Below are 12603 nucleotides of genomic sequence, written 5' to 3'. Positions count from 1 at the left end.
GTCTGTTCCTTAGCCCTGATTGTCCTGGGCAGCCGGCTGGGCCGGCGCCGTGGCCGACGCGAGCGCGTCGGCGATGACCCGGTCGGCGGTCTGCCGGGCTTCGACCTGATCGGCGAAATCCTGACTGGCCTGTTTGGCCGCGTCGGGAAGCGTCTGCCATTCGGCCGTCCAGCCCGCCAGATCGCCCGCACCGATGGCCGCGTCGAGCCGCGCCAGGCTCTCGTTCGGTCCGCCTTCGCCGGGCTCTGCCGAAGCCGATGGCTCCACCGGCCGCACCTGCACCAGCGAGCGCAGGCCCGACAGAAGCTGGTCGCCCACCGGCGCATCCGGCGCAACCGGCGTCAGCTGGCTGGCGATGCGGTCCTCGACCTCGGGCCAGCGCGTCGCCAGCTCGCGCTCGGTCGGCACGCCATCCGCCGCAAGGGCCCGCAACTCCTCGGTCGCACCCGCGCCTCCGGCGATCTGCGCGTAATTCTCGAGCTGCTGCATGAACGGCCCGCCCGCGTCGATGGCGGCCTTCAGATTGGCCGCGGCGAACGCCTTGGAGGCCTGCAGGTTGCGCGCTTCGACAGCGGCGATCCGGCTGTCGAAGCCGGCAATCGTCTCGTTGATCGCGGCGACGCCCTCCTGAGCGCTGGCGGCCGTCGCCTGCGCATCGCTGGCTGCCTTGGCGGCGGCATCGGCGCTCGACTGGGCCGCTGTCGCCGCCTCCTGCGCGGCGCTGGCGGTCTGGCCGGCCTGGTCGGAGGCCTGCTGGGCCGCCGTCGCGGTCTGGGTCGCACCCTCCGCGGCCGTGCGGGCAGCTTCCGCCGCCTGTGCGGCGCTGTCGTCCGCCGGTGCGGCGGCAGCCTGTTCCAGCGCATCGACGCGGCCCGTCAGGGCCTGCGTGTCCGCGTTATCGCCAGCCGGTGTCGCCGGCAGCGCCGCGAACTGTTCGCGCAGGGCCGCCACTTCGCCATCGAGATCCTGCAGCGCGCTCTGGCTGGCGTAGCTTTCGCCGGTGGTCTGCTCGGTCGCACCGAAATTCGGCAGATATCCGGCCGACTGCAGCGCTGCGCCGCCCACCAGGGCGACGATCGCGCCGACAAGGCCCGCCGCAGCTGCGCCGCCGAAGCCGAGCCCGGAGGACCGGTCGGTCACAGCCGACGTCGTCGTGCGGCCGGTCGATGCAGCCGTAGTACCGGTCGTGCGGGACGCCGCGCTCGGGCTGGAACTGCCGGACGAGGACGTCGTGGACCCCGTTGCGGCGGAAGCCGGCTTGCTGCCGGCAGCCGGGGTGCCCGTCGTGGTTGGCGTTGCCGATGCGGGCCGCGAAGCGCCCGTGGTCGAACCGGTGCCGCCCGAACCCGTCGAGGCGGGCTTGCCGGCGGTTGCAGTCGAGGCGGTTGCCGACGCCGGAGCGGATGTCGGCTTGGCAGGCGAGCTGCCGGTGGTGGTCGCAGATCCACCGCTTGCGGAGGATGGCGCCGAACCGGAAGCCGCGGACGTCGGCGAAGCCGCGCCGCTGGAAGCCGCAGGCTTCGATGCGTCCTTGCCCGCGGTGGCCGCCGGAGTCCCGGTCGCCGATGCCGTCGTCGGTGTTGCGGTCGCGCTGCCCGTTGCCGGCTTCGCCGCCGTGCCGGTCGCCGGGGACGCCGTCGTGCTCGATGGCTTGGCGGCCGTTGCGGCAGAGGCCGGCGCGGTTGCCGGTTTGGCGTCGCTCGGCTTGGCGCCGGTCGCAGCGCTGGCCGACGCCGGCGTTGCAGCGGTCGCCGCCCCGGCGGAGCCGGTCTTGTCGGAGGCCTTCGGATCGCTGGCGGGCTTGGCGGCCGGCGACGATGTCGCTGCCGGCTTCGACGGCTCGGCCTTGGCCGCACCGGTCCCGGCCGGACCCGATGCCGTCGCATCGCCGGCCTTGGGCTCGCTCGCACCGCGGCTCGAGGTGTACTTCACCTCGCTCTTCGCCGTGCCGGCGGACGCCGTGGATGCAGCGCCGGTCTTCGGCGCCGTCTTGCCATCCTTTGATGCGTCGGTCGGGCCGGCGGGCTTGGCAGAGGCCGTCGCGCCAGTGTCGTCGTTGTTCTTGTCGGTCACCGGTTCGTTCTTTTCCGCCTTGAGATCGATCGTCTGGCCGCGCGTCTTGCTCGGCCTTGAGCGCCGGGGACGGTTGGTCATCGAAACTGCTCCATTCTCACCGGGCTTGGCAGGGATATCGGGTCGATTTCCGCACCGCACGCATTCACGCTATTCGTCCTTCATTCGCACGGGCCGCGCAAGCGCCGCATCAAACCTGATCCTTCAACTAGGTTAGTCGAGCCGTTCGAAAAGCGAGGCAAGCCGCGTGTCGTCAGATAGGCGTACCGTTTCGGCGAGATTTGCGGGCAAGGCCGCGGCAATTCGCGCCGACAGCGCCAGGATCTTCGGCGCCGGCTGAAAGAGATCGGGACAGGTCGCGACCAGTTCGCCATAGGCCGTCGCCTGCCCAGCCGACAGCAGCAGCACCGCGTCGGGTGGCCCCTCGTCCAGGACAGCTGCGACGGCGCTCCGCTCCGGGCGATGGGCCACCGTCTCGTAGACCTCCCAGACATGGCAGCCGATTCCCGCCGCCGTCAGCGCCGTTTCCAGCGTCCCGGTGCGTGGTCGTCCGGCGGCATAGAGGATCGTCGCGGTCTCGCCGAGCCCTGCGTCCCGGGCCAGCCGGGCAATATCCTCGGCCTCCCCCGCCGCCACCCGCACATCGGTGAAGCCGGCCGCCAGCAGCGCCGAGCCGGTCCGCTCGCCGACCGCGAAGACCGGGCGCCCGTCGCCCGAAAACACTTTCGCCAGGGCCGGCACGGCGCGCATGCTGGTCGCGGCAAGCGCGGCGAAGTCGCCCGTCGGAGCGGGGCCGCCGATTGTCCGCATCGATTCCACCGGCAGAACGAGCGGCCGATGGCCCCGCGCGGCGAGCGCCTCGGCCGTCTGCACAGCCGCGTCCGCCGCGCGCAGGATCAGCACCCGGGCCATGGCCCGCCCCGCGGCGTCAGGCGCCCCAGCCGTCGAAGAAGCCCGGCCCCGCTGCGTCCAGCACGTCACGCCCCGCCAGCCGGCCGAGCGCTTCGGCGTCCGCGGCGATGCCGGTGCGCCGGGTTTCGTGCATCCGGCTGCCGTCCGGCGTCAGGATCATGCCGTGCAGGGTGACCGTCCCGTCCTCGGCCAGCACCGCATGGGCGGCGATCGGCGTGCGGCAGGAGCCGTCGAGTTCAGCGAGGAAGGCTCGCTCGGCGGTCAGCGCCACGGTGGTCCGCGGGTCGGCGATCGCCGCGACGAGGCCGTGCACCCGTTCGTCGCCGATCCGGTTCTGGATGCAGATCGCCCCCTGTCCCGGCGCCGGCAGGAAGCGCTCGACCTCGAGGATTTCGGTCGCGACGTCCTGCATCGCCATGCGGTTGAGGCCGGCCAGCGCCAGCAGCGTGGCGTCCACCTGGCCCTCTTCCAGCTTGCGCAGCCGGCTCTGGACGTTACCCCGGAAGGTAATCACCTTCAGGTCCGGGCGCATCCGCTTCAGCAGAGACTGGCGGCGCAGCGAGGCCGAGCCGATGGTCGCCCCGTGCGGCAGTTCGTCGATGGTCGCCGCCGTGCGGCCGATGAAGGCGTCGCGGACATCCTCGCGCGGCAGATAGGCGGAGACCTCCAGACCCTCCGGCGAAGCGGTCGCCATGTCCTTGGACGAATGCGCGGCGATATCGACACGCCCGTCGATCAGCGCCGCCTCGATCTCCTTGGTGAACAGCCCCTTGCCGCCCACCTCCGACAGCGGCCGGTCGAGAATGCGGTCGCCGGTGGTCGAAATCACCTCGATCTCGAAGGCCTCCTCCGGCAGATCGTGCGCCGCCATCAGGCGGGCGCGCACCTCGCTCGCCTGCGCCTTGGCAAGCTGGCTGCCGCGCGTGCCGATCCGGATGATGTCGCTGGCCATGGTCTGCCCCGTCAGTTCGCTTTACATGTCGTCGGCTCGTTCATAGGACGACCGGTCGCCCACCGGAACCGTCCGGGCCGGAATTTCGACCGCCGCCGACCGGTTCCGAGCGGCGATCGACGGTGGCGGGACGCGCGCCGATCGCCTATGTCGGCAGCACGCCATTACCGCCCGGACCGAACGTGACGCCTGCCAATCCGCCCCGCCCCCTGATCCTCGGCATCGAGACGAGCTGCGACGAGACCGCCGCGTCGGTCGTCGGGCGCGACGATGCGGGCGCGCCGGTGATCCATTCCAACGTGGTGCTGAGCCAGGTCGAGGAACATGCCGCTTTCGGCGGTGTCGTGCCGGAGATCGCCGCGCGGGCCCATGTCGAGGCGCTGGACGGCATCGTGAAGGCGGCAATGGACGAAGCCGGCATCGGTTTCGACGAGCTGTCCGCCGTCGCCGCGACCACCGGCCCCGGCCTTGTCGGCGGCCTGATCGTCGGCGCCATGACCGGCAAGGCCATCGCCGCCGCGCGCCGGCTGCCCTTCCTGGCGATCAATCATCTCGAAGGCCACGCCTTGACGCCGCGCCTCACCGATCGCCTCGCCTATCCCTATCTCCTGCTGCTGGTCTCCGGCGGCCACAGCCAGATCGTGCTGGTGCGCGGGCTCGGCGCCTATGAGCGCTGGGGCACGACCATCGACGACGCGCTGGGCGAGGCCTTCGACAAGACCGCCAAGCTGCTCGGCCTGCCCAATCCCGGCGGGCCGCATGTCGAGCGGCGCGCGGCCGCCGGCGATCCGAAGCGCTTTGCCCTGCCCCGCCCGATGAAGGGCAATCCACGGCTGGACTTCTCCTTTTCCGGCCTGAAGACGGCCCTGCGCATGGCGGCGCAGGCCGCCGCGCCGCTGTCGCCGACCGATGTCGACGATCTGTGCGCCGGTTTCCAGGCTGCCGCCGCCGACAGCCTTGCCGATCGGGTCGGCCGCGCCCTGACGCAGTTCCGCGACCGCTTTCCCGATCTCGCCGATCCGGTGCTGGCGGTGGCCGGCGGCGTTGCCGCCAACCGGGCAATCCGCACCGCGCTCGAGGCCCAGACCGCGCGAACCGGCGTTCGGCTGGTCGCGCCGCCGCTGGCGCTGTGCACCGACAATGCGGCGATGATCGCCTATGCCGGGCTGGAGCGTTTCGAGGCCGGCATGGTCGATGGCCTTGATGCACCGGTGCGCTCGCGCTGGCCCCTGGACGGGGATTCGGCGCCGATGATCGGCTTCGGCCGACGGGGAGCCAAGGCATGAGCCACTTCGCCATCATCGGCGGCGGCGCCTGGGGCACCGCGCTGGGCTGCCTCTATGCCCGCGCCGGCCACGCACCGCGGATCTTGGCCCGCGACGCCGGGACCGTCGCGGCGATCAACGAGAGCCGGCGCAACCCGCGCTATCTGCCCGACACGATGCTGCCGGCAGGCCTGACCGCCACTAGCGACCCGGCCAAAGCGCTTGCCGGCGCCCGCACCGTCCTCTTCGTCGTGCCGGCCCAGAGCCTGCGCACCGTCGCCGCCGAACTCGCTCCGCACATTGCGGGCGACGGGCTGGCGATCCTCTGCTCCAAGGGCATCGAGTGCGAGACCGGCCGCTTTGCCACCGATGTTCTGGCCGAGGTGCTGCCCGGCCGCCCCCGCGCCGTCCTCTCCGGCCCGAGCTTTGCCGCCGACGTGGCGCGCGGCCTGCCCACCGCCGTGACCATCGCGGCCGAGACCGAAGAGTCCGCCGACGCGGCGGCGCGGCTTTTGTCCACCGACACCTTCCGCGGCTATGCCACCGCCGACATGCGCGGCGTCGAGGCGGGCGGCGCGTTGAAGAACGTCCTGGCGCTGGCCGCCGGCGCGGTCGCCGGCCGTGGCCTCGGCGCCTCCGCCCAGGCCGCCATCGTTACCCGCGGCTTCGTCGAGCTGCGCCGGCTGGGCGCCGCGCTCGGCGGCCGCCCGGATACGCTGATGGGCCTCTCCGGCCTCGGCGATCTGGTGCTCACCTGCTCCAGCGCCCAGTCGCGCAACTTCGCCTATGGCATGGCGCTCGGCCGCGGCGACGACCGCGCCGGGCTGAAGCTCGCCGAGGGCGTGTTCACCGCCGAGATCGCGGCCCGTCTGGCACAGGAGCACGGCATCGACGCGCCGATCATCGCCACCGTCGCCGCGATCCTCGCCGGCCAGCTCGACATCGACGCGGCGATTGAGGCCCTGCTCGCCCGCCCTTTGAAGCGGGAAACCGTTTGAACCCGCGGCACCGGGCGTTCGCCTGCGTGCCGTTTTTCTGACCCACCAGACAAGGATCACCCGATGCTCTTTGCCATTCTCTGCGACGACAAGCCGGACAGCCTGCAGCTGCGCCTCGACACCCGCGCCGACCATCTGGCGTTCCTGCACGGTCTCGGCGACGGACTGAAATTCGCCGGCCCGTTCCTCGGCCCCGACGACAAGCCCTGCGGCAGTCTGGTGGTGATCGAGGCGGACTCGCTGGAGGCGGCCAGGGCGACAGCGGCGAAGGACCCCTATGCGCTGGCCGGGCTCTTCGCCAGGGTCGACGTGCGCCCCTGGAACTGGGCCATCAAGAACCCGGCAGCGACGGCATGAGCGAAGGCATGCGCTACTGGCTGTTCAAGTCCGAGCCGTTCAAATGGTCCTTCGACCATCAGAAAAAGGCCGGCGACAAGGGGCAGGAGTGGGACGGTGTCCGCAACTACCAGGCCCGCAACTTCATGCGCGAGATGAAGGTCGGCGACCGCGGCTTCTTCTACCATTCCAACGAGGGCAAGGCCGTCGTCGGCATCGTCGAGGTGATCGCCGAGGCCCATCCCGATTCCACCGCCAAGGACGGCAAGTGGGAGTGCGTGGACATCAAGGCGGTGATGGACGTGCCCGATCCGGTGACCCTCGATGCGGTCAAGGCCGAGCCGGCATTGAAGGACATGGTGCTGGTCAACAATTCCCGCCTGTCGGTGCAGCCGGTCGAACCGGACGAGTTCCGCAAAGTCTGCGAGATGGGCGGGCTCGACCCCGCCAGGGCCAAGGGCAAATAGCCGCAGTAACGGCATTGCTGCGACGTTGGAGGAACGGAGCCGCGCCATGAACATTTCCGGAACAACACAATCTTCGGAGACACGTCATGGATACTGCGAACGCCAAGGTCGACACCGGCTCGAACACCGAGAAGGACCCCGAAACCTGGACGACGGGCGGCGAGCCCATGACCGGGGCACAGGGGTCCTATCTCAAGACCCTCTGCGAGGAGACCGGCCACCCCTTCGACGAGACGCTGAGCAAGGCCGATGCGTCGATCCTCATCGACAAGCTGCGCGCCGAGAGCGATCGGGTGAAGAGCGAAGCCTGATCGGCTTCCTGCAGAACGGTGCGGGCCGCCCCGGCGGCCCCCCCCTGTCAACACCCGTGCAGCCAAGCGCTCCGGCATGATGGATCGCATCGTCCCCGCCGATGCCGAGCGCTTCATCCGCGCCAACACGGCGATCCTCGCCCCGCCCCATGTCCCGGAGATCCGGCTGCATCTGGCCGACGAGGCGCATGATCTGTGGCTGAAGACCGAGGCGGAACTGGACGCGATCGGCCTGCCGCCGCCCTTCTGGGCCTTTGCCTGGGCCGGCGGACAGGCGCTTGCCCGTCATGTCCTCGATTGGCCCGAGCTCGTCCGGGGCAGGCGCGTCGCCGATTTCGCGACCGGCTCCGGGCTCGTCGCCATCGCCGCGGCGCGTGCCGGCGCGGCGACCGTCACCGGCTACGACATCGACCCGTTCTGTGCCGCCGCGATCCGCCTGAACGCCGCCCTCAACGAAACGCCGGTCGGCTTCGAGGCGCGCGACATTATCGGCGAGATCCCGCAGGCCGACATCCTGCTTGCCGGCGACGTGTTCTTCGACGCGGACATGGCCCGGCGGATCACGCCGTGGTTCGACCGGCTGAGCGCCGAGGGCACCGCTATTCTCGTCGGCGATCCGGGCCGGGCCTATCTGCCGGCCGATCGTGTCAGCCGGCTGGCGACCTACGAGGTGCCGGTCACCCGGGCCCTGGAGGATGCCGAGATTAAGCGCACCAATGTCTGGCGGTGGACGGGCGCCTGATCGACAGGCGTCCGTCTCGCGCATGATTCCCTGGCCGTCAGCGACAGAAGTCCGGGAGCCGGCTCAGGCCGCGGCCTGCCGGCCCCGCTTGGTCAGCCGCACGGGGATCGACTTGGCGGCCGGCACATGGGCCCGCTTGGAATGGTGCCACAGCGGCAGCAGCGCGTTCAACTCAGGATAATAGCCGCCGCAATTGCCCTTCGGCATTGCCCAGGCATGGACCCGGTAATCCTCGACCTTGCGGACGATCCCGTCGTCGGTATGGGTCTGGACATCGACGCGATCATCGTTCCGAAGACCCAGCCGCTGCATGTCCTCCTCGTTCATCAGGATGACCATGCGGGTGCCGAACACCCCGCGCAGGCGGTCGTCATAGCCGTAGATCGTCGTGTTGAACTGATCGTTCGAACGCAGGGTGATCAGCCGCAGCACATCGGCACTGGTCGTATCGATGTCGGGGTCGACGTCGAAGGTGTCCGGGGTGAGGAAATTCGCCTTGCCGGATTCTGTGCGCCATTCGCGATAGGAGGCGCCGATGTCGCGGTGGAACCCGCCGGGCGTGCCCATGCGCTTGTTGAAGTCGCGGAAATCGGTCGGATAGGCCCGCTCGATCGCGTCGCGGACCTTGGCGTAGTCGCCGACCCATTCATCCCACGGAACGGTCGATTTGCCCGGTACCAGCGCCTTGGCGAGTTCGGCGACGATCTTGGGCTCCGACAGGAGCTCGCGCGACGCCGGCTCGCGGTGGCCGAAGGAGGCATGGATGCAGGCGGTGGAATCCTCCATGGAAACCGTCTGCGGCCCGCTCGCCTGCGTGTCGCGCTCGATCCGGCCGATGCAGGGCAGGATGTAGTTGATCTCCGCCGTCAGCAGGTGATTGCGGTTGAGCTTGGTGGAGATCTGGACATTGAGGCGCATGCGCCGCCAGGCATCCTCCATCCGGGCCGTATCGGGAATGGCGCGGGAGAAATTGCCGCCCAGCGCCACGAAGGCCTTCACCGATCCGTCGAGAATGCCCTCGCAGGTTCCGATCGTGTCGAGACCGTCCTCCTTGGGAACCGTGAAGCCGTAGAACTCCTCGAACTTTTCCACCGGGATCAGCTTCAGCTTCTCGGTGATGCCGACGGTGCGCTGGCCCTGTACGTTGGAATGGCCGCGGATCGGCGAGATGCCGGCCCCCGGCTTGCCCATCATGCCGCGCATCAGGAGCAGATTGACCAGCATCTGCACGTTCTCGATGCCGTGTCGGTGCTGGGTGAGGCCCATGCCGTAATTGCCGATGACCTTCTCGGCCTTCGCGTAGACCCGGCCGACATGCTCAAGCTCGTCCCGCGGCAGGCCGGAGCAGCGTACGATCTCGTCCCAGTCCGCCTGCCGCACGAAGCGCTCGAACTCGTCGAAGCCGTGGCAGTGCGTCTCGATGAAATCGACGTCGAGCACCCGCGGCCGGCCGGTCTCTTGGGCCGCATCGTCGAGGGCGAAGACCGCCTTGGCGATGCCGGTCATCGCCGCGATGTCGCCGCCGCCGCGCACCTGGTAATAGTCGCTCGACATCTTGGTCCCCTCGTCGGGGGACAGCATCTCCGTCGGCGACTGCGGGTTCTTGAAGCGCATCAGGCCGCGCTCCAGCACCGGATTGAAGGTGATCACCGGCGCCCCGCGCTTGCGCGCCTCCTGCACCCAGTGCAGCAGCCGCGGCGCATTGGTGCCGGTGTTGTGGCCGAAGAAGAACATCATGTCGCACTGGTCGAAATCGTCCAGCGTGACCGTGCCCACCGGCGAGCCGATCGATTCCGGCAGGCCGACCGACGTGGACTCGTGGCACATGTTGGAGGAATCCGGCAGGTTGTTGGACCCGTAGATCCGCGCCATGAGCTGCCACATATGCGAGGTCTCGAGCGCGGCGCGGCCCGAGACGTAGAACACCGCCGATTTCGGATCGATGGCGTTCAGCTCGGCCGCGATCTCGCGGAAGGCGTCCTCCCACTTCACCGGCACATACTGGTCGAGCGTGCGATCGTAGCGCATCGGGGTCGTCAGCCGGCCCTGCTTCTCCAGATCGTGGTCCGTCCACTCCAGAAGCTCGCTCACCGTATGTTTCGCGAAGAACTCGCGGTCGCAACGCTTCGGTGTCGTTTCCCAGATGGTCGCCTTGGCGCCGTTCTCGCAATATTCGAAGGTATGCGGCTCGGCGGGCTTGGCCCAGGAGCACGAGACGCATTGATAGCCGTCGGCCTTGTTCTGCTTTTGCAGGGTCGCCCACAGGGTGGACGCCAGCATGCCCTCGTCCTTGGCGTGGGACAGGAGCGACTTGACCGAGCCCCAGCCGCCGGTCGGCTGGTCGTATTGTTCGATGGTCGGATTGTCGGTGTTTTCGCTGCGTTCCATGTCCGTCTCCATGCAACCTGTCAGGAGCGCCCAGGGGCCACTCCCGGCAAACCGTAAGCCTGACGGGTCAACTCCGCAGGCTCGCACGCGGTTGCATGTGACGAATTGTCGGGCCGCTGGCGAACGCCGCGCATCAGCGCTGCACCACCAGCCTTGCGCCGCGCCTCAGATACGGTGCCAGCCGCAGCATGTCGGCCGGCGCCACCGCGACGCAGCCCTGCGTCGGTGGATAGCCGGGCTTGGCGACATGCAGGAAGATCGCGCTGCCGCGGCCCCGGCCCCGCTGCCGGATGTTCCAGTCGAGCACCACGACGAAATTGTAGAGCCGGTCGGCGCGCGCCATTCGCTCGGCGCTCGCAGGAAACGGCAGCCGGACATGGCGATTGTAGGCCGCGTGGTCGGGCGCATCGCACCATCCGTCCACATCGGCCCGGATCCGCCGGATCGGCAGCGGCGTGGCCGGGCGCGCCATCCGGTCCGGCCGGTGCCAGGCCGACAGCACGTCCATCGCGGCGACCGGCGTCGCACCGTCGCCTTCCCGCTTGAAGATCGTCGTGCCCGAGCGGCCGAGCGCGCAGGGCAGGCGCAAAGGCCCGGCACACAGGATGCCGCGACGGGGATTGCCGGGCGCGCGCCGGACCATCAGCACCGGTTTTTTTGGAATCATTCGCAACTGGACCATGACACGGCGGGAAAACCGCCTATGTCTATCACGAATTGTTACAGCCGCGAGCCGCTCCGTCGGAGCGACGGCAGAGAAAACCGGGCGACGATATCGCATGAGCGTACGCAGCATTCTCATCGTCGATGACGACACCGATCTTCGGCAGACCCTGGCCGACCAGCTCTCCCTCCACGAGGAGTTCACGGTCCTGCAGGAGCCCGACGCGACCAAGGGCATCAATGCCGCGCGGGCCGGGCTGATCGACCTCGTGGTGATGGATGTCGGCCTGCCCGACATGGACGGCCGCGAGGCGGTGAAGGTCCTGCGCAAGACCGGGTTCAAGGCGCCGATCATCATCCTGACCGGACAGGACACCGACGCCGATACCATTCTTGGCCTCGAGGCGGGGGCGAACGACTACGTCACCAAGCCGTTCCGCTTCGCCGTGCTCCTGGCTCGCATCCGCGCCCAGCTGCGCCAGCACGAGAACAGCGAGGACGCCACCTTCCAGGTCGGCCCCTACATCTTCAAGCCCAGCCAGAAGGTGCTTCTCGACGACAAGGGCGGCAAGATCCGCCTGACCGAGAAGGAGACGGCGATCATCCGCTATCTCTACCGCGCCGACCGCCGGGTGATCACCCGTGACGTGTTGCTGGAGGAAGTCTGGGGCTACAATTCCGGCGTTACCACCCACACGCTGGAGACCCATGTCTACCGGCTGCGCCAGAAGATCGAGGCGGACCCGTCCAGCGCGCGGATCCTGATCACCGAATCGGGCGGCTACAAGCTCGTTCCCTGATGCCCCCCGACCGCGGAAAGCTGCGGATGAGCGCCGCCGGCCGGCCGGAAGCGGCAGGTCGTGAGTTTCCATCGATTCGCCGGTCCCGTATAACCATTGGCTAACGCTCCCATGGCGGGCGAACAGGTCCGGGTGCGCCGGGCAACGAAACGACGGGCAGCCAGAGCTGCGACGGTGCTGGTCAACGGGCCGCCGCGAACCCGGCAGGAGATCGGTGCGCCGACCAGATGAGTCTCGAAAGCGACATCGCCGTCCTGCGCAACGTGCCCCTGTTCGAGGATCTGCATGCCGACCAGTTGCGGCTGCTGGCCTTCGGCGCCGAGCGTCGGCGGCTGCACCGCGACGAGTTCGTGTTCCGGGAGGATGCCCGCTCCGATGCCGGTCTGGTCATCGTCTCGGGCGAGATCGCACTCCTGCGCGGCCGGCCGGCGCACCAGACCGTCGTCGGCACCTACGGCCCCGGCACGCTGCTGGGCGAAATGGCCCTGATCACCGAGACCCGGCGCCCGACCAGCGCCCGCACGCTCACCGACTGCGAACTGATCCGCATCACCCGGCCGCTGTTCCGGCGCATGCTGGAGGAATATCCCGACTATGCCGCGGGTCTCCATGCCAAGCTGAAGGACCGGCTTGCCGAGATGACCGGCGACATCCTCGCCATGGAGCACCGCTTCACGGGCTGAGCGCGGGCCGCGC

Annotated in this window: 14 protein-coding genes; 9 read left to right on the top strand and 5 right to left on the bottom strand. The window is 69.3% G+C overall.

Annotated elements, in window-relative coordinates; translation table 11 throughout:
• Nucleotides 1-9: 9 nt before the first annotated feature.
• Complete coding sequence (locus SI859A1_RS20565; RefSeq protein WP_050767644.1) at nt 10-1140, bottom strand: COG4223 family protein; 1131 nt, start codon at nt 1138-1140, stop codon at nt 10-12.
• A 13-nt stretch (nt 1141-1153) separates the two neighbouring features.
• Here SI859A1_RS20565 and SI859A1_RS19970 point away from each other — a divergent pair, with 13 nt between their 5' ends.
• Nucleotides 1154-2290: a hypothetical protein gene (locus tag SI859A1_RS19970; RefSeq protein WP_060567685.1), complete on the top strand. Its 1137-nt coding sequence runs from the start codon at nt 1154-1156 to the stop codon at nt 2288-2290.
• Here SI859A1_RS19970 and SI859A1_RS20560 read toward each other — a convergent pair.
• A complete protein-coding gene (locus tag SI859A1_RS20560; RefSeq protein WP_050767641.1) occupies nt 2287-2985 on the bottom strand; it encodes a uroporphyrinogen-III synthase in 699 nt (232 codons plus the stop codon). The two genes, SI859A1_RS19970 and SI859A1_RS20560, sit on opposite strands and share 4 nt — an antisense overlap.
• A gap of 16 nt (nt 2986-3001) precedes the next feature.
• Nucleotides 3002-3937: a hydroxymethylbilane synthase gene (gene hemC, locus SI859A1_RS19960; protein WP_009211454.1), complete on the bottom strand. Its 936-nt coding sequence runs from the start codon at nt 3935-3937 to the stop codon at nt 3002-3004.
• Between the two features lie 209 nt (nt 3938-4146).
• On the opposite strand from hemC, the gene tsaD reads away from it, so the two are divergent.
• From tsaD to SI859A1_RS19930, 6 genes are all read left to right on the top strand, one after another.
• Nucleotides 4147-5223, top strand: a complete 1077-nt coding sequence (gene tsaD, locus SI859A1_RS19955) for a tRNA (adenosine(37)-N6)-threonylcarbamoyltransferase complex transferase subunit TsaD (protein WP_040326812.1) — start codon at nt 4147-4149, stop codon at nt 5221-5223.
• Nucleotides 5220-6200: an NAD(P)H-dependent glycerol-3-phosphate dehydrogenase gene (locus tag SI859A1_RS19950; RefSeq protein WP_009211452.1), complete on the top strand. Its 981-nt coding sequence runs from the start codon at nt 5220-5222 to the stop codon at nt 6198-6200. Before tsaD ends, SI859A1_RS19950 begins: the two co-directional genes overlap by 4 nt.
• A 63-nt stretch (nt 6201-6263) precedes the next feature.
• Complete coding sequence (locus tag SI859A1_RS19945; protein WP_040326083.1) at nt 6264-6557, top strand: YciI-like protein; 294 nt, start codon at nt 6264-6266, stop codon at nt 6555-6557.
• An 8-nt stretch (nt 6558-6565) separates the two neighbouring features.
• Nucleotides 6566-7003: an EVE domain-containing protein gene (locus SI859A1_RS19940; RefSeq protein ID WP_009211451.1), complete on the top strand. Its 438-nt coding sequence runs from the start codon at nt 6566-6568 to the stop codon at nt 7001-7003.
• Nucleotides 7004-7089: 86 nt separating this feature from the next.
• On the top strand, nt 7090-7314 hold the full coding sequence (locus tag SI859A1_RS19935) for a DUF3072 domain-containing protein (protein ID WP_040326082.1): 225 nt from the start codon (nt 7090-7092) through the stop codon (nt 7312-7314).
• A gap of 76 nt (nt 7315-7390) precedes the next feature.
• Nucleotides 7391-8056 carry a class I SAM-dependent methyltransferase gene (locus tag SI859A1_RS19930; protein WP_009211450.1) on the top strand — a complete coding sequence of 222 codons (666 nt, stop codon included), beginning with the start codon at nt 7391-7393 and terminating at the stop codon, nt 8054-8056.
• A 63-nt stretch (nt 8057-8119) separates the two neighbouring features.
• Here SI859A1_RS19930 and SI859A1_RS19925 read toward each other — a convergent pair whose 3' ends face one another.
• Together SI859A1_RS19925 and SI859A1_RS19920 are read right to left on the bottom strand one after the other, a co-directional pair.
• Nucleotides 8120-10444: an FdhF/YdeP family oxidoreductase gene (locus tag SI859A1_RS19925; RefSeq protein WP_040326811.1), complete on the bottom strand. Its 2325-nt coding sequence runs from the start codon at nt 10442-10444 to the stop codon at nt 8120-8122.
• A gap of 133 nt (nt 10445-10577) precedes the next feature.
• Nucleotides 10578-11111 carry a L,D-transpeptidase family protein gene (locus tag SI859A1_RS19920; protein WP_040326810.1) on the bottom strand — a complete coding sequence of 178 codons (534 nt, stop codon included), beginning with the start codon at nt 11109-11111 and terminating at the stop codon, nt 10578-10580.
• A 112-nt stretch (nt 11112-11223) separates the two neighbouring features.
• Between SI859A1_RS19920 and SI859A1_RS19915 the strand changes: the two genes are divergently transcribed.
• Both SI859A1_RS19915 and SI859A1_RS19910 read left to right on the top strand, forming a co-directional pair.
• Complete coding sequence (locus SI859A1_RS19915; RefSeq protein WP_009211447.1) at nt 11224-11907, top strand: response regulator transcription factor; 684 nt, start codon at nt 11224-11226, stop codon at nt 11905-11907.
• A 227-nt stretch (nt 11908-12134) separates the two neighbouring features.
• Nucleotides 12135-12590 (top strand): cyclic nucleotide-binding domain-containing protein, encoded by a 456-nt coding sequence (locus tag SI859A1_RS19910; protein ID WP_009211446.1) that lies wholly within the window; start codon nt 12135-12137, stop codon nt 12588-12590.
• Nucleotides 12591-12603 lie beyond the last annotated feature (13 nt).

Origin of the sequence: Aurantimonas manganoxydans SI85-9A1 (genome assembly GCF_000153465.1) — a bacterium.
In the GTDB taxonomy this organism is placed as follows: domain Bacteria; phylum Pseudomonadota; class Alphaproteobacteria; order Rhizobiales; family Rhizobiaceae; genus Aurantimonas; species Aurantimonas manganoxydans.
Note: the sequence above shows the minus strand (reverse complement) of the source record. Positions and strands in the feature narration are given on the sequence as shown.